Source organism: Streptomyces sp. NBC_00078 (assembly GCF_026343335.1).
In the GTDB taxonomy this organism is placed as follows: domain Bacteria; phylum Actinomycetota; class Actinomycetes; order Streptomycetales; family Streptomycetaceae; genus Streptomyces.
The window spans coordinates 6,903,987-6,930,981 of the sequence record NZ_JAPELX010000001.1 but is presented as its reverse complement, the minus strand read 5'-3'; the positions used below and the strand labels follow the sequence as shown (position 1 = coordinate 6,930,981).

Sequence of the window (26,995 nt, the reverse complement as noted above, 5' to 3'; positions counted from 1 at the left end):
CGAATGGGAAACGGCCGGACAACAGCCCACCAGTCTACGTGGGCGCCGTCCGGCCGTTGACCAGCGAGCGTCAGCTCTTGCCGCCGGACGAGCCGGACGGGCGCGGCGAACGCGGTGAACCCGGTGAGTCCGAGGGCTCCTTCTGCCGGCCGTGGTGGGCCGGACCACGTCGCACCGAACCCGGCGCGTTCCAGTCCTGCCGCCTGCGGGCCCGCAGCTTCGCCGCCTCGGAGGACTCCAGCTGGTAGGGCACCGAGGTGACCATGACACCCGGTGTGAACAGCAGCCGGCCCTTCAGCCTGAGCGCGCTCTGGTTGTGCAGCAGATGCTCGTACCAGCGGCCCACCACGTACTCGGGGATGATCACGGAGACCGCGTCCCGCGGGGACTGGTTGCGCAGGCCCTTCACGTACTCGATGACCGGCCGCGTGATCTCGCGGTACGGCGAGTCCAGCACCTTCAGCGGTACGTCGATGCCGCGCCGCTCCCACTCCTCCTTCAGCGCCTTCGTCTCCGCCGGGTCGACGTTGACGGTCAGCGCCTCCAGGGTGTCCGAGCGCATGAGCTTGGCGTAGGCGAGGGCTCGCAGCGTGGGGCGGTGGATCTTCGAGATCAGCACGACCGAGTGCACCCGGGACGGCCGGACGCTGTCGTCGCTCGGGCCCTCGGGCGCCGCGATCTCCGCGGCCACACCGTCGTAGTGCTTACGGATGGCCGTCATCGTCGCGTAGAAGATGCACATGCCCAGCAGCGCGACCCAGGCGCCGTGCGTGAACTTGGTGACGAGGACGACGACCAGGACCAGGCCGGTGAAGAAGGCGCCGAAGGTGTTGATCGCACGGGAGCGGATCATGTGGCTGCGCTTGGCCGGGTCCTTCTCGGTGGCCAGGTGGCGGTTCCAGTGGCGGACCATGCCGGTCTGGCTGAGCGTGAAGGACACGAACACGCCGACGATGTACAGCTGGATCAGCCGGGTGGAGTCGGCGCCGTAGATCACGACCAGCAGGGTCGCCGCGCCGGCCAGCAGCACGATGCCGTTGGAGAAGGCGAGGCGGTCACCGCGGGTGTGCAGCTGGCGGGGCAGATAGCGGTCCTGGGCGAGGATCGAGCCGAGGACCGGGAAGCCGTTGTAAGCGGTGTTCGCGGCGAGGAACAGCACCAGCGCGGTGGCCGTGGCGAGTACCACGAACAGGAAGCTGCCCTTGCCGAAGACGGCCTCGGCGACCTGCGTGATCACCGGGTTCTGGACGTAGCCGGAGCCGACCCCGACGCCGTTCTTCAGCAGGTCGGTGGCCGGGTTCTCGGCCATGCGGACCTTGGTCGTCAGGGCGAGGACGATGATCCCGCAGAACATGGTGACGGCCAGCAGGCCCATCGCGGCGAGCGTGGTCGCCGCGTTCTTCGACTTGGGCTTGCGGAAGGCGGGCACGCCGTTGGAGATCGCCTCGACACCGGTGAGCGCGGCACAGCCGGAGGAGAAGGCACGCAGCATCAGGAAGACCAGGGCGAATCCGGCCAGGCCCTGGTGCTCGGCCTTGATCGTGTAGTGCGCCGTGGGCGCCTGCATGGTGTCGTCGAGTACCAGCCCGCGGAACGCGCCCCAGGCGATCATGATGAACACGCCGCCGACGAAGACGTAGGTCGGGATCGCGAAGAGCTTGCCGGACTCCTTGACGCCGCGCAGGTTCATCAGCGTGAGCAGCACGATCACGGCGACGGCACAGAGCACCTTGTGCTCGACGACGAACGGGACCGCCGAGCCGAGGTTCTCGATGCCGGAGGCGATCGAGACGGCGACGGTGAGGACGTAGTCGACGAGCAGGGCGCTGGCGACCGTGAGTCCCGCCCTGGGGCCCAGGTTGGTGGTCGCGACCTCGTAGTCGCCACCACCGCTGGGGTAGGCGTGCACGTTCTGCCGGTAGGAGGCGACCACGGTGAACATCAGCACGACGACCGCGAGCGCGATCCAGGGGCTGAAGTGGTACGCCGACACACCCGCGATGGACAGGACCAGCAGCACCTCACCGGGGGCGTACGCCACGGAGGACAGCGGGTCGGAGGCGAAGACGGGGAGGGCGATGCGCTTCGGCAGGAGCGTTTCGCCCAGCCGGTCACTGCGCAGTGCGCGCCCGATCAGAATCCGTTTGGGCACGTCGGTCAGTTTGGACACAACAGGTAATCGTAGGCGTTCGAACGCGTGCCCAACCACCTGCCACCCCACATCTGCTCTCCGGGTGAAAAGACAGGGGGGTCAGGCTGCGGTTTCCGCAGGCCGCCAAGGCGTCATGTCTATATGACAAGCACCGCACTTTTTCCCCCGGCTGTCACGCCTTGTCGCCGTCCCCCGGAGGTTCCCATGCATGCCACCGCAGAGTTGATCGGCGCCGCGGCGGCCCTCGTCGGCCTCGGAATCCTGACACTTGCCAGCGTCCGCAGCATCAGCCGCCGCTGACATCGCGCTCCGCACGTCAACCGTGCACAGGGGTGCCGACGTCCTACCGCGCGTGTGTAGCTTTGGCGTCGGTCTGAGACCCTTTGCTGAGCAGTAGTTTTAGGACACCGGAAGGACGGTCGTGCACATCGTCATCATGGGCTGCGGAAGAGTGGGTTCCGCTCTGGCCCAGACCCTGGAGCAACAGGGGCACACGGTCGCAGTGATCGACCAGGACCCCACGGCCTTCCGCCGCCTCGGCCCCGGATTCGGCGGCCGCCGGGTCACCGGGATCGGCTTCGACCAGGACACCCTGCGCGAGGCCGGCATCGAGGAGGCCGGCGCCTTCGCCGCCGTGTCCAGCGGCGACAACTCGAACATCATCTCCGCCCGCGTGGCCCGGGAGATGTTCGGTGTGGAGAACGTCGCGGCCCGCATCTACGACCCTCGTCGCGCCGAGGTCTACCAGCGCCTGGGCATCCCCACCGTCGCGACGGTCCGCTGGACGGCCGACCAGATGCTGCGTCGGCTGCTCCCCTCGGGCGCAGAGCCCCTGTGGCGCGATCCGACCGGTGGTGTCCAGCTCGCCGAGGTACACGCCTCGGCCGCCTGGGTCGGCCACAAGATCAGCAGGCTGCAGGAGGAGACGGGTGTCCGCGTGGCGTTCCTGACCCGGCTCGGCGAGACGATGCTGCCCAGCTCGCAGACGGTGCTGCAGGAGGGCGACCTGGTGCACGTGATGATGCGCACCGACGAGGTCGACAAGGTCGAGGCGTCCTTCGCCAAGGGTCCCGAAGAGGAGGGCGGTCACTGATGAGGGTCGCCATTGCCGGTGCCGGTGCGGTGGGCCGCTCGATCGCGGGCGAGCTGCTGGAGAACGGTCACGAGATCCTGCTCATCGACAAGGCGCCGACCGCCATCTCGGTCGAGCGCGTCCCGCGGGCGGAGTGGCTGCTCGCCGACGCGTGCGAGATCACGGCGCTGGACGAGGCGGCGCTCCAGCGCTGCAACGTCGTGATCGCCGCGACGGGCGACGACAAGGTCAACCTGGTCGTCTCACTGCTGGCGAAGACGGAGTACGGCGTCCCGCGCGTCGTGGCCCGCGTCAACAACCCCAAGAACGAGTGGCTCTTCAACGAGTCCTGGGGCGTCGACGTCGCCGTCTCCACCCCGCGTCTGATGTCCGCCCTGGTCGAGGAGGCGGTGAGCGTCGGCGACCTGGTCCGTCTGCTCCGCTTCAGCCACGGCGACGCCAACCTGGTGGAGCTGACGCTGCCGGAGGAGTCGGCCCTGGCCGGCACCCAGGTCGGCGACGTCGAGTGGCCCGAGGACACGTCCCTGGTCACCATCATCCGCGGCACCCGAGTCCTCACCCCGTCCCGCGAGGACTCCCTGGAGGCGGGCGACGAGCTGCTGTTCGTCGCAGCGCAGGCCAGGGAGGAGCAGCTGGAGGACCTGCTGTCGGTGCGGCGGGAGGACGCGGCGGGCTGATCGTTTCGACCGCTACGACGAAGGGCGCCTCTGAAACCAGGGGCGCCCTTGTTCTTGTTCTTTCAGCCCGTCCGGCGTTCGTCGTTCTTTCAGCCTGTCCGGCGTTCGAGGACGAGGCCGTTCAGGCCGAAGCGGGGGTCTGGGGGCGGCAGCCCCCAGGGACGGCCGGGCAGACGCCGAGCACTACGCCTCCCGACGGTGCCGCCCGGCGCTCGCCTCACGCCCCGCAGCAGCGGCCCGCTCCTTCTCGGCCTGCTCCTTCTCGGCCTGCTCCTCCGCCTCCATCTCGGCGAAGACGTCGATCGGGGCGGGAGCCTTGGCGAGGAAGACCCATGTCAGCCACACCGCGAGCAGGAAGGGCGGGATCTTCAGGGCGACCAGCACCCAGCCCAGCTGAGCCGTGTTCGCCCACCAGTACAGCGGGAAGAGGATCGCGCACTTGCCGAGCAGGATCAGGCCCCAGGCCCAACTGGCCTTGGAGTACGCCTTCTTCCGGCCCGGGTTGCGGGTGCGCCAGGAGAGGTTCTCCTTGAAAACGGGCCCGAGGATCAGGCCGAGCAGCGGTACCCCGCACAGGGTCGTGACGATGTACGCCAGCGCCAGGCCCAGCGTGTAGAGCATGCCGGGAAGGTAGAAGTCCTTGGCATTGCCCGTCATCATCGCGAAGACGACACCGAAGGCGACGCCGAAGACACCGCTGAACGCGTGCTTGACGGTGTCCCGCATGACCAGGCGGACCACCACGAGCAGCAGGGACACGGCGAGGGCGGCGAGCGCCGACCAGTGCAGGTCCTTGTTGATCGTGAAGATGGTGACGAAGAGGAGGCCGGGCAGTACCGTCTCGACCATGCCCCGCACTCCGCCGAACGCCTCGAACAGGGCGGCCTCGGTCACCGCCCGGGCATCGTCGGCTTGAGTGTCTTCGGTCGGCTTGTCGAGCGACGTCACCGGCTACTCCCGTCCGAGGGGTCTCAGTTCGTATTTCGGATTGAACAGCACGCGGCGGCCCCGGCTCATCGAGATCCGGCCCGATGCGATCAGTCTGCGTCCCGGCTCTATGCCCACGATGGAGCGCCGGCCGAGCCACACCACGTCCAGGGCGGCGGAGCCGTCGAACAGCTCGGCCTCCAGGGCGGGGACGCCCGCGCGCGGCCGCAGGGTGACCGTGCGCAAGGTACCAGTAACCGTAACGATCTGTCGGTCGTGACAGTCACCGATCCGGGTACAGCCCGCGGTCTCGGTGTCCTCCCGCAGCTCCTCGGACTCCAGTTCCTCCTGCGACGAGGAGAGCCGGTCAAGCATGCGCCGGAACCGGCCCACCGGCTTTTCGGAACCAGGAACAGCACTCATATCTGAAGCGTACCGGGGTGCGCTGACAGGCACGTACCCGCGGGTCCTGCGCTCGAACCGGTACCCGCCCGGCGGTTCACTTCTCGAAGCGATACCCCATCCCGGGCTCCGTGATGAAGTGCTTGGGGTGTGACGGATCCGCCTCCAGCTTCCTGCGCAGCTGGGCCATGTACACCCGCAGATAGTTGGTCTCGGTGCCGTATGACGGACCCCACACTTCCTGCAGCAGCTGCCGCTGGCTCACCAGGCGGCCCGTGTTGCGCACCAGCACCTCCAGCAGATGCCACTCCGTGGGCGTCAGGCGCACGTCCCGCCCGCCCCGGTTGACCTTCTTGGCGGCCAGGTCGACGGTGAACTCGCCCGTCTCCACAGCGGTCACGTCGTCCTCGCCGGCGCCGATCGGCTCGGCACGGCGGACGGCCGCCCGCAGCCGGGCGAGCAGCTCGTCCATGCCGAAGGGCTTGGTGACGTAGTCGTCGGCGCCCGCGTCCAGCGCCTCGACCTTCTCGTCGGAGGTGTGCCGGGCCGACAGCACCAGGATCGGCACGCGGGTCCAGCCGCGCAGTCCCCTGATCACCTCGACGCCGTCCATGTCGGGCAGGCCCAGGTCGAGGACGACCACGTCGGGGTGGCGGGCGGCGGCGAGCTGAAGAGCGGTGGTGCCGTCATGGGCCGCGTCGACCTCGTACTTGCGCGCCTTGAGGTTGATCACGAGGGCCCGCACGATCTGCGGCTCGTCGTCGATCACGAGCACCCGGGTCATGTGACCTGCCTTTCGGGTTCCGCTTCCGCTGGGTGGAGAAGGTCCTGCGCGGGCGGTCCTGCCGCGCGGAGGGTGAGGACCATGGTGAGGCCGCCGCCGGGTGTGTCCTCGGCGTCGAGGGTGCCACCCATGGCCTCGGCGAAGCCCCGCGCCACGGCGAGCCCCAGGCCCACGCCGGCCCCGCGCGGGGCGTCGCCGTAACGCTGGAAGGGCTCGAAGATGCGCTCCTTGGCCTCGTCGGGGACGCCCGTGCCGCGGTCGACCACCCGCACCTCGACCCGGTCGGCGATGGCGCTCGCGGCGACCAGCACCGCCTCGTCCCGCGGGCTGTACTTGACGGCGTTCTCGACCAGGTTGGCCACCGACCGCTCCAGCAGTCCCGGGTCGACGGCGACCATCGGCAGGGTCTCCGGCACGTCCAGGACGACGCCGTCCTCGGGCACCCCGACCAGCGCCATCGGTACGACCTCGTCCAGGTCGACCTCCCGGATCAGCGGAGTGACCGTGCCGGTCTGCAGACGGGACATGTCGAGGAGGTTGCCGACGAGGTGGTCGAGCCGGTCGGCGCCGTCCTCGATGCCCTTCAGCAGCTCCGCCCGGTCCTCCTCGGACCAGGCCACGTCGTGCGAGCGCAGTGACGACACCGCCGCCTTGATGCCGGCCAGCGGCGTCCGCAGATCGTGGCTCACGGCGGCCAGCAGCGCCGTGCGGATGCGGTTGCCCTCGGCGAGTGCCCGGGCCCGGTCGGCCTCCTCCTGCAGCCGCCGTCGGTCCAGGACGACGGCCGCCTGGGCGGCGAAGGCGGCCAGCACCCGGCGGTCCTCGGCGGGCAGCACCCGGCCGGTCAGTGCGAGCGCCATGTGGTCGCCGACCGGGACCTCCACGTCCGCCTCGTCAGGGCGCTGCACGGACGGCCCGGGCCCGGCGCGGCCCGCGCAGGTCCACGGGTCCCGGTCGCCGGCCCGCTCCAGCAGGGCCGCCGACTCCATGCCGAAGGTCTCGCGCACCCGCTTCAGCAACTCCTCCAGGCCGGTCTCGCCCCGCAGTACGTTGCCCGCGAGGAACGAGAGGATCTCCGACTCGGCGCGCAGCCGGGCCGCCTGGTGGGTACGGCGGGCGGCCAGGTCGACCACCGAGGCCACGGAGATGCCGACGCCGACGAAGATCACGATGCCGACGATGTTCTTCGGGTCGGCGATGGTCCAGTGGTGCAGGGGCGGTGTGTAGAAGTAGTTCAGCAGCAGCGAGCACACCGCGGCCGAGGCCAGCGCGGGCAGCAGGCCGCCGAGCAGCGCCGCCGCGACCGTGAGGGCCAGGAACAGCAGCATGTCGTTGGCGAGACCGAGCTGGACGATGTTGAGCAGCACCGCGAGGGCAACCGGACCGGCCACGCCGACCAGCCAGCCCCAGATGATCCTCGACCGGCCGAGCCGGGCGCCCCTGGCCACCGGCAGCCCGCGGCCCCCGCCCGCCTCGTCGTGCGTGATCAGGTGGACGTCGAGGTCGGGTCCCGAGTCGCGGGCCACGGTCGCGCCGACGCCCGGCCCGAAGACGTACTGCCAGCTCTTGCGCCGTGAGACGCCGAGCACGATCTGGGTTGCGTTGGCCCCGCGCGCGAAGGCGAGCAGCGCCGCCGGTACGTCGTCGCCGACCACATGGTGGAAGGTGCCGCCGAGGTCCTCGACCAGGGCGCGCTGCACGGCCAGTTCCTTCGGCGAGGCGGCCGTCAGCCCGTCGGTGCTCGCTATGTAGACGGCCAGCACCTCACCGCCGGCGCCCTTCTCGGCGAGACGCGCGGCCCGCCGGATCAGCGTGCGGCCCTCCGGGCCGCCGGTCAGGCCGACCACGATCCGCTCGCGCGAGCCCCAGATCTTCGACACCTGGTGCTCGCTGCGGTACTGCTTCAGATACTCGTCGACCTGGTCCGCCACCCACAGCAGCGCCAGCTCCCGCAGCGCGGTCAGATTGCCCGGCCGGAAGTAGTTGGACAGGGCCGCGTCCACCTTGTCCGGCTGGTAGATGTTGCCGTGCGCCATCCGTCGGCGCAGGGCCTGTGGCGACATGTCGACCAGTTCGATCTGGTCCGTCCGGCGCACCACTTCGTCCGGCACGGTCTCCCGCTGCCGAACGCCGGTGATCGACTCGACCACGTCACCCAGGGACTCCAGGTGCTGGATGTTGACGGTCGATATCACGTCGATGCCGGCCGCGAGCAGCTCCTCCACGTCCTGCCAGCGCTTGGCGTTGCGGGAGCCGGGGATGTTGGTGTGGGCCAGTTCGTCGACGAGGGCCACCTGGGGGCTGCGGGCGAGCACGGCGTCGACGTCCATCTCGGTGAAGACGGCCCCCCGGTACTGCAGCTCCTTGCGTGCCGTCTGTTCCAGGCCGTGCAGCATCACCTCGGTGCGCGCCCGGCCGTGGTGCTCCACGAAGGCCACCACGCAGTCCGTGCCCCGCTCCACACGCCGGTGCGCCTCGGAGAGCATGGCGTAGGTCTTGCCGACGCCAGGTGCCGCACCGAGGTAGATCCGAAGCTTGCCGCGTCCCATGGCCCCATTGTCTTCCGGTCACTGCTACCCACGCAGCGTCGACCTTACGGCCAGCAATCCCGGCAAATAGTGCCAGGACCGGCGGGCGGGCCGCCTTTGACGCAACTCTGACGCGGGACGGGTTCAGTGCTCGACGATCTCCCCGTCGCCCAGCTCCAGCACTCGGTCGGCCAGGTCCAGCAGGGTCGGGTCGTGGGTGGCGACCAGGGCCGTGACCTGCTCGCTGTGGACGACGGCCCGCAGCAGCTCCATGACGGCGTGCCCGGTCTCCGCGTCCAGTTGCCCGGTCGGCTCGTCGGCGACGAGGAGCGCGGGGCTGTTCGCCAGGGCGCGGGCGATGGCGACCCGCTGCTGCTGGCCTCCGGAGAGCTCGCCGGGCCGCTGTGCCGCGTGGTCGGCGAGCCCGACCAGGGCGAGCAGCAGCTCGACGCGCTCCTCGCGCGCGCGAACGTCGGTCCGGCGCAGCCGCATCGGCACTCCGACGTTCTCGGCGGCCGTGAGGATCGGGATCAGCCCGAAGGACTGGAACACGAAGCCGACGCGGTCGCGGCGCAGGGCGAGCAGCCCGTCCTCGTCGAGTGCCGACAGGTCGAGGCCGTCGACGGTGACGCGTCCCTCGTCGGGTACGTCGAGACCGCCGACGATGTTGAGGAGCGTGGTCTTGCCCGACCCCGAGCGCCCCTTGAGGGCCACGAGTTCGCCGCGCGGCACCTCGAAGGAGACACCGCGCAGGGCGTGCACGGCGGCCGCTCCATGGCCGTAGGACCTGTGGACGTTCTCGACCCGCACCATGGTCTCGGTGACCACCTGGCTCATGTACCCCGCCCCCCGTGAAGTCGTCGGCCGGGCGCCGGTACCGTCACCCGGCGCCCGGCCCTTCAACGTTCGGTCAGCTCGGATCGTCCCCGTGAGTGAGGGTCTCCCAGGCGACGACCAATACATCGTCAAGGGGTCGCGCACGCAAAAGAGCCGCACCCCGAAGGGTGCGGCTCCTGAACGATTCTCCCGGTGGAGTACCTAGCGGACCTCGGTGATCTCAGGTCCGCGCTGCAGCTGTCCCATGCCGCCGGAGAAGCGCGAGCCCTCCTCCTGCTGCACGCCCTCGGGGACCATCTGGGCGTCGTTGGGCAACTGGAGGACGATCGGGTCGCGGGGCGCCATCGGGCCCTCGCCGCGGACCACGACCGTGTCCCGGAAGATCTGCTCGAGCAGGCCGGCCGCCTGCGGCTGCACCGCGCCCTGACCCGAGATCACACCGCGCAGGAACCAGCGCGGACCGTCCACGCCGACGAACCGCACGACCTGGAAACCGCCCGTGCCGTCCGGCAGTTGCACCGGCACCTGAGCGCGCAGCTCCCAGCCCAGCGGGCCCTCGACCTCGTCGATGATCCCACCCTGCTGGGTGATGCCCGAGCCGATCTCCTCGCGCACCTCGCCCCAGATGCCCTCGCGCTTGGGAGCGGCGAAGGCCTGCAGCTGGATGGCGCTGTCGCGCAGCACGACGGTCGCCGCGACGATCGCGTCGCCCGCGACCTCGACCCGCAGCTCCATGCCGTCGACTCCGGGCACGAAGATCCCGCCCAGGTCCACCCGGCCCTCGGCCGGATCGTGCACCTCCGAGTCGTCCCAGGGCCCGTCGGGCCGCGGCTCGGGCTCGAGCCTCACGCGCTCGCGCTCTTCGTCGTCCGCCTCAGCGCCGACACTGTCGACGACCTGCTCGGCCTCGCCGGCCGCGTCCTCGGCGGCACCCTTCTTGTTGCGACGTCCGAACACGTCACTGTCCTTCCCGGTCGGATACGGCCGAAGCGTATCGATTCCCACCCGCCCGGCCGCCTACGGCGGCCTGACCGCTTGTGCTGCTTGTACCGGCCACCGCGGCATGACCTCCGGTGGACCCGAAGCCCCCTTCGGCCCGCACCGAATCGGGAAGCTCCGCGACCTCCTGGAAGCGGACCCTCTCGACCTGCTGGACGACCAGTTGGGCGATCCGGTCGAAGCGCTCGAACCGCACCACCTCGCGCGGGTCGAGATTCACCACGATCACCTTGATCTCCCCACGGTACCCGGCATCAACCGTCCCTGGGGCATTCACCAGAGCGACACCGCAGCGGGCAGCGAGACCGGATCGCGGGTGCACGAAGGCCGCGTACCCCTCAGGGAGGGCAATTGACACCCCGGTGGGCAGAACAACCCGCTCGCCCGGCTTCAGTTCGCACGCCTCGACGGTCCGCAGATCGGCTCCCGCGTCACCGGGGTGCGCATACGCGGGAAGGGGTACGTCGGGGTCGACGCGCCGGATCAGTACGTTCACGGGGTCACGGCTCACGGGTTCACCTCGAAGGCGCGGGTGCGCCGGCTCTGGTCCGGGTCGTTCATGGCGGCCCGGATCTCCTCCGGGCGGCCGTTGTCGATGAAGTGGTCGACCTTCACCTCGATGAAGAGCGCGTCGGCGCGGAGGGCCACGGGCCCGTCCGGGCCGCCGATGCGTCCGGTGGCGGACGAGTAGATCTTGCGGCCCGCCACCGCCGTCACCTCGGCCTCCAGATACAGCACCGTGCCCACGGGCACGGGGCGCACGAAGTCGGTCTCCAGCCGCCCGGTCACCGCGATCGTCCGCAGCAGCCAGTTCAGCGAGCCGAGGCTCTCGTCGAGTGCGGTGGCCAGCACGCCGCCGTGGGCGAGGCCGGGCGCCCCCTGGTGGGCGGGCTGCACGGTGAACTCGGCGGTGATGGTGACGCCCTCGCCGGCTCGCGCCTGCAGGTGCAGCCCGTGGGGCTGCCCGCCGCCGCACCCGAAACACTGTTCGTAGTGGGCACCGAGCAGCTCACCCGGCGCGGGAGCATCAGGGTGCCGCACCGGTGTCACCGCGTCGGCGGGAGGCCTAAGAGCTGGGGAAGTACCACTCACAGCCGCAGACCTTACCCGCGCGTCGGCACTGTCCGGACACCGTGCCAAGCTTGGTTCCATGCAGCTCTCCGCCACACCGTACGAAGAACGCCTCACCGCCCCTCGCTCGTGGTGGTTGATCTCGTTCCTGGTCGGCCTCGCGATGGCCCTGGTCCTGCTGCCCTTCGGGACGCTGCCGCTGCTCGGCGGTCTGGTCGGCGGCACGGCGGCGACGGCGGTCATGGCGAGTTCGTACGGCTCGGTCCGTATTCGTGTGGTGGGCGGCTCACTGATCGCGGGCGAGGCGAAGATCCCGGTCACGGCCCTGGGCGACGCGGAGGTGCTGGACCAGGAGGAGGCCCGCGCCTGGCGCACCTACAAGGCGGACACGCGCGCGTTCCTGCTGCTGCGCGCGTACATCCCCACCGCCCTGCGCGTGATGGTCACCGACCCCGAGGACCCGACGCCGTACCTGTATCTGTCGACGCGGGAGCCGGAGCGTCTGGCGCAGGCCCTGAAGGCCGCCAGGGAGACCGTGGCGTAAGGGGCACCTTCCCGGCCCCGAGGGCCCTCAGGGCCCGATTTCCTTGCGGATCTCGGCCATCGTCACCGGGTCCTGCACGGGCTCCAGGGGCGGGAGTTCGGGAAGCGCGTCCCAGGAGACCTGGATCTTTCTCAGGTCCTTACGGATCCGCGCCGCGAGTTTCCTGGTGTCCCGGCGGTTCATGACCGCCCCCACGGCGGCACCCACCATGAAGGGCATGAGATTCGGCAGGTCGCGGACCATGCGCTTCATGATCTGCTGGCGCAGTTCGCGCTTCATGTGGCCGTTCAGCGCGGAACTCACGGTCGACGGCTTGGTCACCTCGATCCCGCGCTCCCCCGACCAGGAGTTCAGATACGCCGTGCTGCGCTCTTTGAGGTTGCCGGGCGGTCGTACGCCGTAGACCTCGTGGAGTTCGGCGATGAGTTTCAGCTCGATCGCCGCGACGCCGGTGATCTCGGCGGCGAGTTCCGTCGGCATCGCGGGCGGTACCGGCAGCATGGCTGCCGCTCCGACCCCCGCTCCGACCGTCGACGTGGCGGCTGCCGCGCCCGCCACCAGCTTGTCCGCGAGCTGCTCGGGTCCCAGGCCCGGGAATTGCCTGCGGAGGGCCGCGAGGTCCCGTACGGGGATCCTCGGGGCGATATCGATGATGCGGTCGGCGAGGTACGCCAAACCGGCCCTGGCGGCGCTGCCGCCCTTACGGACGCCTTCCACGGCCTTGTCGCGGATCACCGCGACCCTCCCCCGCCCTCGGCTTCGCCCGAGCGGGGGGACCTCCACCCTGGCGCCGGGCGCGGGGGCCTGCGGCACAGCCGGGAGGTCAGCCCGGCCGGCCTTCGGATCGAGCGAGGCCGATCCCGTGGACCCCGTGGTACCCGGTGTCGTACCGGAGGGGCCCCGCTCGTCGTCACGCGCGCCATGAGGGCCGTCGGACGGCCCTTCGTCCGCTCCCTGCAGGGGGGAGCGGCGCTTCCAAGGAGGGGTCGAGCCAGTCACGGCCGACCCGGCCTCAGTCGCAGTCGCGGCAGATCGGCTGGCCGTTCTTCTCCCGGGCCAGCTGGCTGCGGTGGTGCACCAGGAAGCAGCTCATGCAGGTGAACTCGTCCTGCTGCTTGGGCAGCACCCGGACGGCCAACTCCTCATTCGAGAGGTCCGCGCCGGGCAGCTCCAGGCCTTCGGCAGCCTCGAACTCGTCGACGTCCACTGCGGACGTCGACTTGTCGTTCCGCCTGGCCTTGAGCTCTTCAAGGCTGTCCGAGTCAACGTCGTCGTCGGTCTTGCGTGGGGTGTCATAATCCGTTGCCATGTCGCTCTCCCCCTCTGGGTGTCTGCGGTGTCTCCAGCGCACGTAACGCGTGAGAGGCCGGACTTGTGCCCGACCCGAGGCGGAGATTTTGCCTCACATCAAGGTCTGTTACTCAATCGACACCCAACCGGACCCCTCAAGAGTGATCGGCTTGGATGGCGAACGGGACCGTACACGGTCCCCATGCCGCTCTTCAAAGGCGTCTCACCCTGTACTTCCCGTGATCAGGACCCCTGAAAACCCGGATTATCCCGGCTTTCCGGCATCCTCCATGATCACGGAGAGTAGATGGCTGGAAAATCACCCCTGTGATCGATCACACATGCGATGCGCTATTTTGCGGCCAGAAAATTCCGCGCAAAGCGAACATCCCCGTGTGTCGGCGACATGATCTCAGATCGGAAGCGAGACGCGCATCACGAGTCCACCCCCTTCGCGCGGCTGTGCCGAAATGTGCCCGCCGTGGGCCCGGGCCACGGACCGGACGATGGACAGACCGAGGCCGACGCCCTTGTCACTGCCCGTGCGCTCGGTGCGCAACCGCCGGAAGGGCTCGAAGAGGTTGTCGATTTCGTACGCAGGTACGACGGGTCCGGTGTTCGTCACGACCAGGACCGCCTGGCCGTGCTGGACCTCCGTGTTGACCTCGACCCAGCCGTCTTCCTGCACGTTGTACCGCACCGCGTTCTGCACGAGGTTCAGGGCGATCCGCTCCAGGAGCACGCCGTTGCCCTGGACGACCGCGGGCTTCTGCTCTCCGCGGATCACCACGCCCTTGGTGTCCGCCTCCGAGAGCACCTGGTCGACGGCCTGCTCGGCGACCTCGGCGAGGTCCACCGGCTTGCGCTCGACGATCTGGTTGTCGCTGCGGGCGAGCAGCAGCAGGCCCTCGACGAGTTGCTCGCTGCGCTCGTTGGTGGCCAGCAGCGTCTTGCCCAGCTGCTGGAGCTCCACCGGTGCGTTCGGGTCGGACAGGTGGACCTCGAGGAGCGTGCGGTTGATGGCGAGCGGGGTGCGCAGCTCGTGCGAGGCGTTGCCGACGAAGCGCTGCTGGGCGGTGAAGGCACGCTGCAGGCGCTCCAGCATGTCGTCGAAGGTGTCGGCCAGTTCCTTGATCTCGTCGTCCGGGCCGTCCAGCTCGATCCGGCGGGACAGGTCCGAGCCCGCCACCGCGCGCGCCGTGCGGAGAATGCGGCCGAGCGGCGACAGGACGCGGCCTGCCATCGCGTAGCCGAAGGCGAAGGCGATGACGGCGAGTCCGAGCAGGGCCAGCAGCGAGCGGCTGAGCAGGTCGTCCAGGGCGCGCTGACGCTGGGCGGCATTGCAGGCCTTCCACACCGAGCTGACCTCTTCATAGCTCGCAGAGTTGAGCTGCGGACAGGTGGGGCTGCTGATCGCGATGTTGCTGCCGGTCACCTGGAAGTTCTGGCTGTTGCCCTCGTGCAGGGCCTGGGCGGCCAGCAGGTAGATGATCGACAACAGCAGGATGCCGGCGATCAGGAACATGCCGCCGTACAGCAGCGTGAGCCGTATGCGGATGGTCGGGCGCAGCCAGGGGAAGGGCGGCTCGGGCTTCCTGGGGTCCCAGGTGGGCTTGGGGGGTGCCGTGGGGAGAGTGGGTGTTGCGGCCATCGGGCATCAGATCCGGTAGCCGGAGCCGGGCACGGTGACGATGACGGGCGGCTCGCCCAGCTTGCGTCGCAGGGTCATGACGGTGACGCGCACGACGTTGGTGAACGGGTCGGTGTTCTCGTCCCAGGCCTTCTCCAGGAGCTGCTCAGCGGAGACGACCGCGCCCTCGGAGCGCATCAGCACTTCCAGGACGGCGAACTCCTTGGGCGCGAGCTGGACCTCCTTGCCGTCGCGGAAGACCTCGCGGCGGTTGGGGTCGAGCTTGATGCCCGCGCGCTCCAGGACCGGTGGCAGCGGCACGCTGGTGCGCCGGCCGAGGGCACGCACGCGTGCGATGAGCTCGCTGAACGCGAAGGGCTTGGGGAGGTAGTCGTCGGCGCCGATCTCCAGGCCCTCGACGCGGTCGCTGACGTCACCGGAGGCCGTGAGCATCAGCACGCGCGTGGGCATGCCCAGCTCGACGATCTTGCGGCAGACGTCGTCGCCGTGCACGAGCGGGAGGTCACGGTCGAGGACCACCACGTCGTAGTCGTTGACGCCGATGCGCTCCAGGGCGGCCGCACCGTCGTACACGACGTCGACGGCCATGGCCTCCCGGCGCAGTCCGGTGGCCACCGCATCGGCGAGCAGCTGCTCGTCCTCGACGACGAGTACGCGCACGTCGCACGTCCTTCCTGTGTCCACCCGCGTAGCGCCCGAAGGGCACACGCGGGCAGGGGGTCTTCATGAGTGTGTGCCTCCATCCTGCCCTTTTCGGCCATAAGTCGGCTGTAAGGCGGGGGACCGTGGATGAGGGCCGGATGAAGGACCGGTGTGAGACCCGGGAATGAAGGATTTTCTCGCAGGGTTGAGGTTTCCGTGGAAGGGAGCGGGGGGAGGACGGTTCATACCCCGCGATCACGCTCTGCTAGTGCCGCGGCACCATGCGGCACGGCACAATCCGCTTTCCGCAGAGTGGGCGTGGGTGTCCGGCACCGTCGCCGCCCGGCGCGGCAGCGCTGGGCGCCTGCAGAGACGTGATCGCCCCTTCCGGACGGCACACCCCCGTGCCATCGACCCACGACCCAGGACGAGGGGGCGCAGCATGGACGCATTCACCGCAGGACTTCTGCAGCGCATAAGGACGACCGAGTCCGACCTGACGCGGGCTCGCGACGAGGGCGACGACTTCCTCGTCGAGGTGGAGCAGGGCGAGCTCGACGACCTGCGCCGCCTCGCCGCCGAGCACGGTGTGGAGGTCGGCGTCTAGCGTCTGATCAGCGCGTACGCACGGCAGCGGGCCCCCGGCGAATCCAGCGCCGGGGGCCCGCTGTGCTGTCGTACGACGGCGTTCGCCTGCCGCCCACCGTGCCGCCACCCGGCGGCCGGGGCTCAGTCGTGCCAGGCGCCGAAGCCCTCCAGGAGGCGCTGGAGCGGCTCGAATACGCCCGGGGTGGCGGCGATCGTCAGGTCGTGTGCGGGGCGCTCTCCCGGGCGTCCACCGGTCAGCGCGCCCGCTTCCCGGGCGATGAGGTCGCCTGCCGCGAGGTCCCATGCGTGCAGCCCGCGCTCGTAGTAGCCGTCGAGGCGGCCGGACGCGACGTCGCACAGGTCGACGGCGGCCGAGCCGCTGCGCCGGATGTCACGCAGCAGGGGGATCAGTTTCCCGGCGACCTCGGCCTGGTGGGTGCGGACCTCGCTGACGTAGTTGAAGCCCGTCGAGACCAGGGCCTGGTCGAGGGGCGGCGCCGGGCGGCAGGCCAGTTCGCGCTCACCCTCCCAGGCGCCCGTGGCACGGGCTCCGCCGCCGCGGACCGCGTGGTACGTCTCGCCGCGCATCGGGGCCGCGACGACCCCGACGACGGCCTCGCCGTCCTGCTCGGCCGCGATGGAGACGGCCCAAGTAGGCAGCCCGTACAGGTAGTTGACCGTCCCGTCGAGCGGGTCGATCACCCAGCGGATCCCGCTCGTGCCCTCGGTGGAGGCGCCCTCCTCGCCGAGGAAGCCGTCGTCCGGGCGGTGCGCGGCGATCAGCTCGGTGATCAGCTTCTCCGCCGCGATGTCCATCTCGGTGACCACGTCGATCGGGCTGGACTTGGTCGCGGCGACCGCGAGGTCGGCCGGACGGCCGTCCCGCAGCAGCTCCCCGGCGCGGCGGGCGGCCTCCTGGGCCAGCGTGAGCAGTTCCTGGTGCAGGGGCTCGGTCACGGGGTTCCTCACGCGTAGGGGCTGTCGACGCCCGCGGCGGCCGGGCGGGGGGCACGGGCCGGGCAGCAGCCGACGGGGCAGAGGTGGTGGCTCGCGCCGAGCGCACCGAGGGCGCAGGGCGTGACCTCCTCGCCGCGCTCCGCCGAGGCCCGCTCCAGGACGAGGTCACGGACCGCGGCGGCGAAGCGCGGGTCGGCGCCGACGGTGGCCGAGCGGCGCATCGGCAGCCCCAGCTCCTCGGCCTTGGCCCTGGCCTCCGTGTCGAGGTCGTAGAGGACCTCCATGTGGTCGGAGACGAAGCCGATGGGGGCGATGACGACGGACGGGACCTCGGCGCCGTGCAGCTCCTCCAGGTGGTCGCAGACGTCCGGCTCGAGCCACGGGATGTGCGGGGCTCCGGAGCGCGACTGGTAGACGAGCTTCCAGGGGTGGTCGATGCCCGTGCGCTCGCGGACCGCGTCGGCGATCAGCTGCGCCACTTCCAGGTGCTGTTCGACGTACGCCCCGCCGTCGCCGTGGCCCTCGGCCGGGCCGGAGGTGTCCGCGGACGCGGTCGGGATCGAATGGGTGGAGAACGCGATGTGCGCCCCGGCCCGGACGTCCTCGGGGAGGTCGGCCAGGGACTGCAGCACGCCTTCGGTCATGGGCTCGACGAAGCCCTCGTGATTGAAGTAGTGCCGGATCTTGTCGATCTTCGGCAGCTCCAGGCCCTCGGCCTGCAGGGCGGCGAGCGAGTCGGCGAGGTTCTCGCGGTACTGGCGGCAGCCCGAGTACGAGGCGTAGGCGCTGGTGGCGAGGACCAGGATGCGGCGGCGGCCGTCGGCGACCATCTCGCGCAGGGTGTCTGTCAGGTAGGGCGCCCAGTTGCGGTTGCCCCAGTAGACCGGCAGATCCAGACCGTGGCCCGCGAAGTCCTTGCGCAGGGCGTCCAGCAGGGCGCGGTTCTGGTCGTTGATGGGGCTGACCCCGCCGAAGAGGAAGTAGTGCTGCCCGACTTCCTTCAGGCGTTCCTTGGGGATGCCGCGCCCCCGCGTCACGTTCTCCAGGAACGGGACCACGTCGTCCGGGCCTTCGGGGCCGCCGAACGAGAGCAGGAGCAGGGCGTCGTAGGGGGTGGCATCGTGCGCGTCTGACATGGGTCGATCCTGCCACCCGGCACTGACGGCCGGGAAACGGCGGGGTGACGAGCGGGGGCGGACCGCTGTCCGGACGCGTTCACCCGCTGGATACCGGGTGCATTGGGGTGACCCCACTCGTAAGCTGTATCAGCCGCCTTCGCACCTTACTGAGCCGTAGTCAGCGCCTTACTGAGCCGTAGCCACCGGAGACCCCGTGCCCAGCCCCTACCGCGCCCTGTTAGCCGCCCCCGGCTCCAGGAGCTTCTCAGCCGCTGGTCTCCTCGGCCGGATGCCGCTGTCGATGATGGGCATCGGCGTGGTCACGATGATCTCCCAGCTCACAGGGCGCTATGGGCTCGCGGGCGCCGTGTCGGCCACCATCGCGCTCGCCGCCGCGGTGATCGGGCCGCAGATCTCCCGGCTGGTGGACCAGCACGGACAGCGCAGGGTGCTGCGCCCCGCGACGTTCGTCGCGCTCGCCTCGGCGGCCGGGCTGCTGCTCGCCGCGCACTTCGAGTGGCCGGACTGGGTGCTCTTCGCGTGCGCCGCCGGCATCGGCTCCGTGCCCAGCCTCGGCGCGATGATCCGCGCCCGCTGGGCGGCCCTGTACCGGGGCACTCCGCGGCTGCACACCGCGTACTCCTTCGAGTCCGTGGTCGACGAGGTGTGCTTCATCTTCGGGCCGATCATCTCCATCGGGCTGTCCACGGCCTGGTTCCCCGAGGCGGGGCCGCTGCTCGCCGCCTGCTTCCTGGCGGCCGGCGTCTTCTGGCTGACCGCGCAGCGCGCCACGGAACCCGAGCCGCACCCGCGCGAGAAGCAGGGCGGCGGTACGGCTATGCGCGCTCCTGGCCTGCAGGTCCTGGTGGCCACCTTCGTGGCGACCGGGGCGATCTTCGGGGCGGTGGACGTGGTCACCGTGGCCTTCGCCGACGAGCGCGGCCACAAGGCCGCCGCCAGCGTCGTGCTCGCGCTGTACGCGACGGGTTCCTGCCTTGCCGGAGTCGTCTTCGGACTGCGGCACTTCGAAGGGGCGCCCGGACGTCGCTGGCTGCTGGGCGTATGCGCGATGGCCGTGAGTATGATCCCCCTCCTACTGGTCGGAAACTTGCCGTTTCTGGCCGTGGCGCTGTTCGCTGCGGGCCTGTCCATCGCTCCCACGATGATCACGACGATGTCCCTGATCGAAGAGCACGTACCACGCGCGCAGTTGACCGAGGGCATGACCTGGGTGAGCACCGGGCTCGCGGTCGGCGTCGCGCTCGGCTCCTCCGTGGCCGGCTGGGTCATCGACGCGGCCGGCGCGCGTGCCGGGTACGGGGTTCCGGCGGTGTCCGGGGCCGTCGCGGTCGCGGTCGGTTTTCTGGGGTACCGCCGGCTCAGCAGGCCGGCTCCGCGTCGGGGAGGCATCGTTGAGCAGCACAGCGAGCGGGAAGAACGGCACGTGGCGTAACTGGGGAGGCAACGTCGCGGCCCGCCCCGCGCGGGAGGTCGCTCCGGCCTCGGTGGAGGAACTGTCCGCGGCCGTGCGGAAGGCCGCGGAGGACGGTCTGACGGTGAAAGCCGTCGGCACCGGGCACTCGTTCACGTCCATCGCCGCCACCGATGGTGTGTTGATCCGTCCTCAACTGTTGACCGGTATACGCAAGATTGATCGTGACGCCATGACTGTCACGGTCGAGGCGGGCACTCCGCTCAAGAGGCTCAACATGGCTCTGGCCCGCGAGGGTCTGTCGCTGACCAACATGGGCGACATCATGGAGCAGACGGTCTCCGGCGCCACCAGCACCGGCACGCACGGCACCGGCCGCGAATCCGCGTCGATCGCCGCCCAGATCACGGGACTTGAGCTGGTCACCGCGGACGGCTCGGTGCTCAGTTGCTCCGCGAAGGAGAATCCGGAGGTCTTCGCGGCCGCCCGGATCGGCCTCGGCGCACTCGGCATCGTCACCGCGATCACCTTCGCCGTGGAGCCGGTCTTCCTGCTCACGGCGCGCGAGGAACCGATGCCCATCGAGCAAGTGCTCGCCGAGTTCGACGAACTCTGGGCCGAGAACGAGCACTTCGAGTTCTACTGGTTCCCGCACACGGGCAGCACCAACACCAAGCGCAACAACCGCAGCGCGGGCCCGGAAAAGCCGGTGAGCCCCGTGGCCGGCTGGTTCGAGGACGAGTTCCTCTCCAACGGCGTCTTCCAGGTGGCCCAGTGGGTCGGCCGCACGGCACCCGCGACCGTCCCGGCGATCGCCCGTATCTCCAGCAAGGCCCTGTCCGCGCGCACGTACACCGACATTCCGTACAAGGTCTTCACTTCGCCGCGGCGGGTGCGCTTCGTGGAGATGGAGTACGCCGTCCCGCGCGAGGCCCTGGCCGAGACGCTGCTCGAACTGAGGGCGATGATCGACCGCTCCCGGCTGAGGATCAGCTTCCCGGTCGAGGTGCGCACCGCCCCCGCCGACGACATCACGCTGTCGACGGCATCGGGCCGCGAGAGCGCGTACGTCGCCGTCCACATGTTCAAAGGAACGCCCTATCAGGCGTACTTCACCGCCGCCGAGCGCATCCTCACCGCGCACGAGGGCCGGCCGCACTGGGGCAAGGTGCACACGCGGGACGCCGATTACCTCTCCGGGATCTACCCGCGCTTCGGCGAGTTCACCGCGCTGCGGGACCGGCTCGACCCCGATCGGCGCTTCCAGAACGACTACCTGCGCAGGGTGTTGGGGTCGTAGGCATTGGTTCCGGTTCTGGCGGTTCCGTGAACTACGCCACGTCCAGGATTCCGGCAACCGCTCAACGGGCGCCCTGGGACCGCCCCTTGCAGAAGTTGAGCGGCGCGCCAATCCACGCAGGTGGCCCGAATGGAGTACTGTTGCGAGCCCTGGGTCCGGTCTCCCGCCAGGGCGTCCGCGGCTCGAAGGACCGCCAGGAGGGGGCAAGTTGCACAGGGTGACGGAGTTGGTCACTTAGCGTTGCGAATAGGTAACCGTGCCATAACGGCGTGCCAGGGCCCGTGCCCGACACGCCGGGCAACTCGGCAAGGTTGTGGCAGGCTGCACCCGGGCAGGCCACACTCGACTAGCGGAAGCAGCGACGCACGTGACGTCGGCAGGCACCACCCGGGAGGTCCCCATGCCCGAACTGCGTGTCGTGGCCGTCTCGAATGACGGCACACGGCTGGTGCTGAAGGCTGCCGACTCTACGGAGTACACCCTTCCGATCGACGAACGGCTGCGCGCGGCGGTCCGCGGTGACCGCCCCCGCCTCGGCCAGATCGAGATCGAGGTGGAGAGCCATCTCCGCCCCCGCGACATCCAGGCACGTATACGTGCCGGTGCGACCGCGGAAGAAGTGGCCCAGCTGGCAGGCATCCCCGTCGACCGCGTACGCCGTTTCGAGGGCCCCGTGCTCGCGGAGCGTGCGTTCATGGCCGAGCGGGCCCGCAAGACACCCGTCCGTCGGCCCGGCGAGAACGCCGGGCCCCAGCTCGGCGAGACCGTCCAGGAGCGGCTGCTGCTGCGCGGTGCCGAGAAGGACACCGTGCAGTGGGACTCGTGGCGCCGCGACGACGGCACCTGGGAGGTCCTGCTGGTCTACCTGGTCGCGGGCGAACCCCACTCGGCGAGCTGGACGTACGACCCGCCCCGGCGGCTCGTCCAGGCCGTCGACGAGGAGGCGCGCTCGCTGATCGGCGAGTCCGAGGACCTTGCCACCTCGCCGGAGCCCAGCTTTCCGTTCGTACCGCGCATCGCACGGCTGCCGCGTGACCGCCCGCTGGACCGCGCCCTGGAGCGGCCGAGCCTGCCGGCACAGGCGTCCGAGCCCGCAGAGGAGAGCACGAGCGAACGGGACTCGCTGACCAGCCTGTTGGAGGCGGTACCGAGCTTCCGCGGCGACCTGGTGGTCCCGGAGCGTCCGCAGGAGGCCGCTCCGCCGCCACCACCACCGCCTGAGGAGCCCCCCGCCGAACCCGCGGCGGAGGAACCCCCGGCCCCCGCGGCCTCGGCCGGTTCCGCCTACGCGGACGTCCTGATGCCCCGCTCCGTCACCAGCCACCGCGACCGTCTCGTCGGCGCCACCGACCGCCAGGCCGAGGCCGACGGCGTCCGCCCGGGCCGCCGCGCCGCGGTCCCGAGTTGGGACGAGATCGTGTTCGGGACACGACGGAAGAAGCAGGAGTGACCGGTCGTCAGCACAAGTAGTCGCTCGTACGGGGAAGGGGCCGCGCTGCTCGAGCGCGACCCCTTCCCCGTCTTCCGGCTACTGCGGTTCCGGACCGACCGCCACCGGACGCGACGGATCCGACGACCACTCCGACCACGAGCCCACATAGAGCGCGGCCTCGATCCCCGCGACCGACAGTGCCAGCACCTCGTGCGCCCCGGAGACACCCGAGCCGCAGTACACGCCGACCCGCGAACCGTCGGCCGCCCCAAGGGACTTGAACCGCTTGGCCAGCTCCTCCGCGGGCAGGAACCGTCCGTCGGAGTCCACGTTCTCGTTCGTGGGCGCCGACACCGCTCCCGGAATGTGCCCGCCGACCCGGTCGATCGGCTCCACCTCTCCCCGGTACCGCTCCCCCGCCCGCGCGTCGAACAGCACTCCGGCCCGCGCCAGCGCGGCCGCACCGTCGGCGTCCAGCAGCCCCGCAGCGCCCACAACCGGCTGGAAGTCGCCCTCCGCCGGCGTCGGCGCCGATGTCTCCAGCGTCCCCTCCCAGGCCGGCAACCCGCCGTCGAGGACCCGCACGTCCGGGTGACCCGTCCAGCGCAGCAGCCACCACGCACGGGCCGCGGCCCAGCCCTGCCCGCCGTCGTACACGACCACCGGTGTTCCGGCCGAGACGCCCGCCCGTCGCATCGCGGCGCCGAAAACCCCGAGGCCGGGCAGTGGGTGGCGACCGCCTCCGCCTGCCGCGGAGGCGAGTTCCGAGTCCAGGTCGACGTAGACGGCACCGGGAATGTGCCCGGCCGCGTACGCGGCGCGGCCGTCGAAGGGCGGCTCGCCGGCCGCCTTGGCGACACTGAGCTGCCAGCGGACGTCGAGCAGTACCGGCGGGTTCTGTCCGGCCAGGTCGCTCGCGAGTTCCGAAGCGGAGATGATGGCGTTCATGGCCACCATCCTTGCGCACGGGGTGGCCGCATCGTCCGTGTCCGGCTACTCTGCTCCGCCGGGCAGGTCCGATCACGAGGCGTACGGGTTCGGGCACATGCTGTACAGCTGATCGACATCCATCAGCAATCGCACAGAAACGGACGACGAACCGCACACCGGGCATCCTCCAGGCAAGCGGCGCGCCCGGAGCGCGCAGTAGCACCGGTGGTGCGAGCATCGGCACGGAGATCCGGAGAGCGGACGCGACACGGCCACCGCGAGGGGTCGAGGAGAGAGTGACGATGACCGAGGCAAGGGAGCCGGCCGGCCCGAACGGCGAAACGCACGCTCGGCACACGCCCGGCACACCCTGCTGGGTGAGTCTCATGGTGCACGGCTTGACCGCGGCCCAGGACTTCTACGGGGCGCTGTTCGGCTGGGAGTTCCAGCCGGGCCCCGACCAGCTCGGCCCGTACTCGCGGGCCCTGCTGGACGGTTACGAGGTGGCCGGCATCGGCCGGCTGCCGACGGACCGTCATCTGCCCATCGCCTGGACGCCCTACCTCGCCTCGGACGACGTGGACGCGACCGCCGAGACGGTACGGCTGTGCGGCGGCACGATCGGAGTGGGCCCCCTGGACTCCGCCGAGGCCGGCCGCCTCGCGATCGGCTCTGACCCCTCCGGCGCCGTCTTCGGCATCTGGCAGGCGGCCGGGCACCACGGCACCGCCATCACGGGCGTCCCCGGCACCCCCGCCTGGAACGAGCTGCTGACCTTCGAGTCGGTGAGCGTGGCCAAGTTCTACGAGACCGTCTTCGGCTACGAGGAGGAGCCGGTCGTCTCCGCCGACTTCGACTACGTGACGCTGCACATCGAGGGCCGCCCGGTCGCCGGCATCCACGGTGTGGGCCACGCCCTCCCCCGTGACCGGGGCCCGCACTGGACCACGTACTTCGACGTCGCGGACACGGACGACGCGGTCGCCCGCCTGGTGGACCTGGGGGGACACGTCCTCAAGCCGCCGAGGGACAGCGCACACGGCCGCGTGGCCATGGTGGCCGATCCCGAGGGAGCACGCTTCTCCCTGATCGAGAGCCCGCGCTGAGACACGGGCGCCCGCCCGGCGGGAAGGCAGTTCAGAGCTGCGACACCGGCAGCACGTCCGGGGACAGCGCCGCCGAGCCGGACGTCGTCGCCGTCATCCGGCGGCGGTGGTGGCGGCGGCACAGGACCTCGTAGCCGACCGCCTCCGAGCGGTCGACGTCCCCGACGACGACCTGTGCGCCCTCGACGACCATGGCGCCGCCTATCGTGCGGGCGTTGTGCGTGGCGCGGGCGCCGCACCAGCACAGGGCCTCCACCTGGAGGACCTCGACGCGGTCGGCCAGCTCCACCAGGCGCTGGGAGCCCGGGAACAGCCTGGTGCGGAAGTCCGTCGTGATACCGAAGGCGTAGACGTCGAGGCCCAGGTCGTCGACCACGCGCGCGAGTTGGTCGACCTGCCCCGGTGCCAGGAACTGCGCCTCGTCGGCGATGACGTAGTCCGCACGGCCGCCCTGCGAGAGGTGGTCGACGAGATAGGCGTACAGGTCCTGCCCGTCCTCGACCTCCACCGCGTCCGTGACCAGGCCGAGGCGGGAGGAGAGCTTCCCCTCACCCGCGCGGTCGTCACGCGTGAAGATCATCCCGGCCAGGCCGCGCGCGGAGCGGTTGTGCTCGATCTGCAGAGCCAGCGTCGACTTCCCGCAGTCCATCGTTCCGGAGAAGAACACCAGCTCGGGCATGACGAGTTGAGCACCTTTCGGCAAAGAGGGAGGACGACGGGTTCAGGAGCGTACTTCGAGCAGGGGGACCAACTGCTCGGCAGGGGTCATCGAACCGTGGTTGCCGACCATCGCCGACTCCTTCGGCTCCCGCTCGGAGGCGATGATCAGGACGTCGTCGCGCGCGGCCGCGATCACGTCGCCGAGGCGTGCGTGGACCCGCTCGTCGATGTGCGGCCCGAACCAGCCCGCGGCGATCGCCTCGTCCCGCGAGGCCACCCAGAACTGCTCGCCGAGCACCTCGCGCCAGCAGGTCAGCACGTCGCTCTGGGCGCCGGGCACCGCGTACACGTGCCGCGCCCGGCCCTCGCCGCCCAGCAGAGCGACGCCGGCCCGCAGCTCCCAGTCCTCGTCGAAGTCGATGCGGTGCTGCTCGTCGAAGGGGATGTCGACCATGCCGTGGTCCGCCGTGACGTACAGCGTGGTGCGCGGCGGCAGTTGCTCGGCCAGGCGCTGGACCAGCCGGTCGACATGCATGAGCTGGCCGCGCCAGGTGTCCGACTCGACGCCGTAACGGTGGCCGGCGCCGTCGAGTTCCGCGTAGTACGTGTAGACCAAGGAGCGGTCACCGGCGGCCAGTTGCTCGGCCGCCAGGTCCATGCGGTCCTCGCCGGACAGCCGCCCGTGGAACGTTCCGCCACTGAGCGCGACCTTGGTCAGGGGGGTGTTCTGGAAGGTGGGCGACGACACCTGGGCCGCGTGCACCCCGGCCGCGTCGGCCAGCTGGAAGACCGTGGGGTACGGCTGCCACGCGCGCGGCGACGTCCACGGCTGCCAGCGCAGCTGGTTCATCAGCTCGCCGGTCTCCGGGTTGCGCACGGTGTAGCCGGGCAGGCCGTGCGCGCCCGGCGGCAGGCCGGTGCCGACGGAGGCGAGGGAGGTGGCGGTGGTCGCCGGGTAGCCGGTGGTCAGGGGGCGGCCGGTGCCGCCGCGCGAGCTGCCGAGGAGCGAGGTCATGAACGGCGCCTCGTCCGGATGCGCCCTCAGCTGCTCCCAGCCGAGCCCGTCGATCAGGAACACGCAGTTCCGGTCGGCGGGGGCCAGCTCGGTGATCGCGGCCGTCATGCCCGGTACGGCCATGCCGGCCGCGAGCGTGGGCAGGAGGTCGGCGAGGGAGCCGCTGCCGTACTGGGGCAGCGGCGCGGAGTCGACGGCGAGGGGTTCCGGATCGGTGTCCCAGGGTGCGGACTGCGACATCAGCGGGTGGTGTCCGCGGTCGCCTCGGAGAGCGACTGGGCGAAGACGAGCGCCTGGCGGACCGTCTCCGGCCCGTCCCCGGCCTCGCTGACCCGCAGGCTGAGGTCGTCCGCGGTGGAGCTGCCGGTGTACCCGTGGTCGGCCTCGCAGTTGGGGTCGCCGCAGGCGGCGGGTTCGAGGTCGATGCGGGAGACGGCGCCCCAGCCGATGGTGAGGACGACCTCGCGGGGCAGCGTGCCCACCGTGTACTTCTCCGGGTTGGCGACCACCCGGCTGACCACGACCGACGAGATCCGGCCGAGCTTCACCGACTCCGTCGACGTCGTCGCGTACGGCGTCGGGGAGGTGCTGTCCGCCGCCTGCTCGTCGGTGTGGCTGACGATGAAGCGGTTGCCGGTGAGGACGAGCACGGTCACGTGCCGCCGCACCTCGTTCTGGTCGAACGTCGTCTCCTGGTGGACCAGGAACGACCGGATGGAGTCGCCGCTCACGGCGGCCTCCACCGCCTCGGCCACGAGGGCCGGGTAGTAGCCGCTGCGCTCGATCGCCGCTCGCAGCCCCTGGGTCGTCGTACTGGTCTTGGCCATGACGTCCATCCTAAGGGGGTGCACTGACTGCGA

At 70.5% G+C, this 26,995-nt stretch carries 27 protein-coding genes; 8 read left to right on the top strand and 19 right to left on the bottom strand.

Features of this window, described 5'->3' with window-relative positions; all coding sequences use genetic code 11:
* Positions 1-70: 70 nt before the first annotated feature.
* Positions 71-2,170, bottom strand: a complete 2,100-nt coding sequence (locus OOK07_RS32530; protein WP_266799990.1) for an APC family permease — start codon at positions 2,168-2,170, stop codon at positions 71-73.
* A gap of 403 nt (positions 2,171-2,573) precedes the next feature.
* Here OOK07_RS32530 and OOK07_RS32525 point away from each other — a divergent pair, with 403 nt between their 5' ends.
* A complete protein-coding gene (locus tag OOK07_RS32525; protein ID WP_266685350.1) occupies positions 2,574-3,245 on the top strand; it encodes a potassium channel family protein in 672 nt (223 codons plus the stop codon).
* Positions 3,245-3,922 (top strand): potassium channel family protein, encoded by a 678-nt coding sequence (locus OOK07_RS32520; RefSeq protein ID WP_266685349.1) that lies wholly within the window; start codon positions 3,245-3,247, stop codon positions 3,920-3,922. Before OOK07_RS32525 ends, OOK07_RS32520 begins: the two co-directional genes overlap by 1 nt.
* A 183-nt stretch (positions 3,923-4,105) precedes the next feature.
* Here the strand turns inward: OOK07_RS32520 and OOK07_RS32515 are convergent, their stop codons facing one another.
* The 8 genes from OOK07_RS32515 to OOK07_RS32480 all read right to left on the bottom strand — a co-directional run bounded on the left by OOK07_RS32515 (position 4,106) and on the right by OOK07_RS32480 (position 11,491).
* Complete coding sequence (locus OOK07_RS32515; RefSeq protein ID WP_266799988.1) at positions 4,106-4,870, bottom strand: DUF3159 domain-containing protein; 765 nt, start codon at positions 4,868-4,870, stop codon at positions 4,106-4,108.
* 3 nt (positions 4,871-4,873) lie between these two features.
* Positions 4,874-5,272 (bottom strand): OB-fold nucleic acid binding domain-containing protein, encoded by a 399-nt coding sequence (locus OOK07_RS32510; protein ID WP_266685347.1) that lies wholly within the window; start codon positions 5,270-5,272, stop codon positions 4,874-4,876.
* Positions 5,273-5,348: 76 nt separating this feature from the next.
* A complete protein-coding gene (locus tag OOK07_RS32505; protein ID WP_266799986.1) occupies positions 5,349-6,035 on the bottom strand; it encodes a response regulator in 687 nt (228 codons plus the stop codon).
* The gene (locus OOK07_RS32500; protein ID WP_266799985.1) at positions 6,032-8,584 is read right to left on the bottom strand and encodes a sensor histidine kinase; all 2,553 of its coding nucleotides are present in this window, start codon (positions 8,582-8,584) and stop codon (positions 6,032-6,034) included. The genes OOK07_RS32505 and OOK07_RS32500 overlap by 4 nt, the downstream gene beginning before the upstream one ends.
* 123 nt (positions 8,585-8,707) lie before the next feature.
* Entirely contained in the window at positions 8,708-9,400 is a 693-nt protein-coding gene (locus tag OOK07_RS32495; RefSeq protein WP_266799983.1) for an ABC transporter ATP-binding protein, read from the bottom strand.
* A gap of 201 nt (positions 9,401-9,601) precedes the next feature.
* A complete protein-coding gene (locus OOK07_RS32490; RefSeq protein WP_266685343.1) occupies positions 9,602-10,357 on the bottom strand; it encodes a DUF3710 domain-containing protein in 756 nt (251 codons plus the stop codon).
* A 1-nt stretch (position 10,358) separates the two neighbouring features.
* Entirely contained in the window at positions 10,359-10,910 is a 552-nt protein-coding gene (dut, locus tag OOK07_RS32485; protein WP_266685342.1) for a dUTP diphosphatase, read from the bottom strand.
* Positions 10,907-11,491, bottom strand: coding sequence for a PaaI family thioesterase (locus OOK07_RS32480; RefSeq protein ID WP_266685341.1), 585 nt, complete (start codon positions 11,489-11,491; stop codon positions 10,907-10,909). Before OOK07_RS32480 ends, dut begins: the two co-directional genes overlap by 4 nt.
* Positions 11,492-11,549: 58 nt before the next feature.
* Between OOK07_RS32480 and OOK07_RS32475 the strand changes: the two genes are divergently transcribed.
* Positions 11,550-12,014, top strand: coding sequence for a DUF3093 domain-containing protein (locus tag OOK07_RS32475; RefSeq protein ID WP_266799982.1), 465 nt, complete (start codon positions 11,550-11,552; stop codon positions 12,012-12,014).
* A gap of 27 nt (positions 12,015-12,041) precedes the next feature.
* Here the strand turns inward: OOK07_RS32475 and OOK07_RS32470 are convergent, their stop codons facing one another.
* The 4 genes from OOK07_RS32470 to OOK07_RS32455 form a co-directional block, all read right to left on the bottom strand.
* Positions 12,042-13,013, bottom strand: a complete 972-nt coding sequence (locus OOK07_RS32470; protein ID WP_266685339.1) for a hypothetical protein — start codon at positions 13,011-13,013, stop codon at positions 12,042-12,044.
* A 13-nt stretch (positions 13,014-13,026) separates the two neighbouring features.
* Positions 13,027-13,323 (bottom strand): DUF4193 domain-containing protein, encoded by a 297-nt coding sequence (locus OOK07_RS32465; RefSeq protein ID WP_005481602.1) that lies wholly within the window; start codon positions 13,321-13,323, stop codon positions 13,027-13,029.
* Positions 13,324-13,716: 393 nt separating this feature from the next.
* The gene (locus tag OOK07_RS32460) at positions 13,717-14,955 is read right to left on the bottom strand and encodes a sensor histidine kinase (RefSeq protein WP_266685338.1); all 1,239 of its coding nucleotides are present in this window, start codon (positions 14,953-14,955) and stop codon (positions 13,717-13,719) included.
* 6 nt (positions 14,956-14,961) lie between these two features.
* The gene (locus OOK07_RS32455; protein WP_003993508.1) at positions 14,962-15,615 is read right to left on the bottom strand and encodes a response regulator transcription factor; all 654 of its coding nucleotides are present in this window, start codon (positions 15,613-15,615) and stop codon (positions 14,962-14,964) included.
* Positions 15,616-16,039: 424 nt separating this feature from the next.
* Here OOK07_RS32455 and OOK07_RS32450 point away from each other — a divergent pair, with 424 nt between their 5' ends.
* Positions 16,040-16,204: a hypothetical protein gene (locus tag OOK07_RS32450; protein WP_266522587.1), complete on the top strand. Its 165-nt coding sequence runs from the start codon at positions 16,040-16,042 to the stop codon at positions 16,202-16,204.
* Between the two features lie 122 nt (positions 16,205-16,326).
* On the opposite strand, the gene OOK07_RS32445 is transcribed toward OOK07_RS32450, so the two are convergent.
* Both OOK07_RS32445 and OOK07_RS32440 read right to left on the bottom strand, forming a co-directional pair.
* On the bottom strand, positions 16,327-17,142 hold the full coding sequence (locus OOK07_RS32445; protein ID WP_266799979.1) for an inositol monophosphatase family protein: 816 nt from the start codon (positions 17,140-17,142) through the stop codon (positions 16,327-16,329).
* A gap of 8 nt (positions 17,143-17,150) precedes the next feature.
* On the bottom strand, positions 17,151-18,278 hold the full coding sequence (locus tag OOK07_RS32440) for a ferrochelatase (RefSeq protein ID WP_266799977.1): 1,128 nt from the start codon (positions 18,276-18,278) through the stop codon (positions 17,151-17,153).
* A 196-nt stretch (positions 18,279-18,474) separates the two neighbouring features.
* Between OOK07_RS32440 and OOK07_RS32435 the strand changes: the two genes are divergently transcribed.
* From OOK07_RS32435 to sepH, 3 genes are all read left to right on the top strand, one after another.
* Positions 18,475-19,713 (top strand): MFS transporter, encoded by a 1,239-nt coding sequence (locus OOK07_RS32435; RefSeq protein ID WP_266799976.1) that lies wholly within the window; start codon positions 18,475-18,477, stop codon positions 19,711-19,713.
* Entirely contained in the window at positions 19,673-20,992 is a 1,320-nt protein-coding gene (locus OOK07_RS32430; protein ID WP_266685334.1) for an FAD-linked oxidoreductase, L-gulonolactone oxidase family, read from the top strand. The genes OOK07_RS32435 and OOK07_RS32430 overlap by 41 nt, the downstream gene beginning before the upstream one ends.
* Positions 20,993-21,392: 400 nt before the next feature.
* Positions 21,393-22,442, top strand: a complete 1,050-nt coding sequence (gene sepH, locus OOK07_RS32425; protein ID WP_266685333.1) for a septation protein SepH — start codon at positions 21,393-21,395, stop codon at positions 22,440-22,442.
* Positions 22,443-22,520: 78 nt separating this feature from the next.
* Here the strand turns inward: sepH and OOK07_RS32420 are convergent, their stop codons facing one another.
* Positions 22,521-23,372, bottom strand: a complete 852-nt coding sequence (locus OOK07_RS32420; protein ID WP_266799974.1) for a sulfurtransferase — start codon at positions 23,370-23,372, stop codon at positions 22,521-22,523.
* Positions 23,373-23,656: 284 nt separating this feature from the next.
* Between OOK07_RS32420 and OOK07_RS32415 the strand changes: the two genes are divergently transcribed.
* A complete protein-coding gene (locus OOK07_RS32415) occupies positions 23,657-24,460 on the top strand; it encodes a VOC family protein (RefSeq protein WP_266685331.1) in 804 nt (267 codons plus the stop codon).
* Positions 24,461-24,491: 31 nt separating this feature from the next.
* Here the strand turns inward: OOK07_RS32415 and OOK07_RS32410 are convergent, their stop codons facing one another.
* The 3 genes from OOK07_RS32410 to OOK07_RS32400 are packed head-to-tail and all read right to left on the bottom strand — an operon-like array spanning position 24,492 to position 26,962.
* Positions 24,492-25,139: a thymidine kinase gene (locus OOK07_RS32410; protein ID WP_266685330.1), complete on the bottom strand. Its 648-nt coding sequence runs from the start codon at positions 25,137-25,139 to the stop codon at positions 24,492-24,494.
* A gap of 42 nt (positions 25,140-25,181) precedes the next feature.
* Positions 25,182-26,375: an alkaline phosphatase family protein gene (locus OOK07_RS32405; protein WP_266799973.1), complete on the bottom strand. Its 1,194-nt coding sequence runs from the start codon at positions 26,373-26,375 to the stop codon at positions 25,182-25,184.
* Positions 26,375-26,962 carry a DUF5998 family protein gene (locus OOK07_RS32400; protein ID WP_266685328.1) on the bottom strand — a complete coding sequence of 196 codons (588 nt, stop codon included), beginning with the start codon at positions 26,960-26,962 and terminating at the stop codon, positions 26,375-26,377. Before OOK07_RS32400 ends, OOK07_RS32405 begins: the two co-directional genes overlap by 1 nt.
* Positions 26,963-26,995 lie beyond the last annotated feature (33 nt).

Coding starts and splice junctions, on each gene's coding strand:
- OOK07_RS32465 (WP_005481602.1), bottom strand. CDS start 13,323: ATGGCAACGGATTATGACACCCCACGCAAGACCGACGACGACGTTGAC.
- OOK07_RS32475 (WP_266799982.1), top strand. CDS start 11,550: ATGCAGCTCTCCGCCACACCGTACGAAGAACGCCTCACCGCCCCTCGC.
- sepH (WP_266685333.1), top strand. CDS start 21,393: ATGCCCGAACTGCGTGTCGTGGCCGTCTCGAATGACGGCACACGGCTG.
- OOK07_RS32450 (WP_266522587.1), top strand. CDS start 16,040: ATGGACGCATTCACCGCAGGACTTCTGCAGCGCATAAGGACGACCGAG.
- OOK07_RS32440 (WP_266799977.1), bottom strand. CDS start 18,278: ATGTCAGACGCGCACGATGCCACCCCCTACGACGCCCTGCTCCTGCTC.
- OOK07_RS32510 (WP_266685347.1), bottom strand. CDS start 5,272: ATGAGTGCTGTTCCTGGTTCCGAAAAGCCGGTGGGCCGGTTCCGGCGC.
- OOK07_RS32460 (WP_266685338.1), bottom strand. CDS start 14,955: ATGGCCGCAACACCCACTCTCCCCACGGCACCCCCCAAGCCCACCTGG.
- OOK07_RS32495 (WP_266799983.1), bottom strand. CDS start 9,400: ATGAGCCAGGTGGTCACCGAGACCATGGTGCGGGTCGAGAACGTCCAC.
- OOK07_RS32500 (WP_266799985.1), bottom strand. CDS start 8,584: ATGGGACGCGGCAAGCTTCGGATCTACCTCGGTGCGGCACCTGGCGTC.
- OOK07_RS32520 (WP_266685349.1), top strand. CDS start 3,245: ATGAGGGTCGCCATTGCCGGTGCCGGTGCGGTGGGCCGCTCGATCGCG.
- OOK07_RS32405 (WP_266799973.1), bottom strand. CDS start 26,375: ATGTCGCAGTCCGCACCCTGGGACACCGATCCGGAACCCCTCGCCGTC.
- OOK07_RS32420 (WP_266799974.1), bottom strand. CDS start 23,372: ATGAACGCCATCATCTCCGCTTCGGAACTCGCGAGCGACCTGGCCGGA.
- OOK07_RS32400 (WP_266685328.1), bottom strand. CDS start 26,962: ATGGCCAAGACCAGTACGACGACCCAGGGGCTGCGAGCGGCGATCGAG.
- OOK07_RS32505 (WP_266799986.1), bottom strand. CDS start 6,035: ATGACCCGGGTGCTCGTGATCGACGACGAGCCGCAGATCGTGCGGGCC.
- OOK07_RS32415 (WP_266685331.1), top strand. CDS start 23,657: ATGACCGAGGCAAGGGAGCCGGCCGGCCCGAACGGCGAAACGCACGCT.
- OOK07_RS32410 (WP_266685330.1), bottom strand. CDS start 25,139: ATGCCCGAGCTGGTGTTCTTCTCCGGAACGATGGACTGCGGGAAGTCG.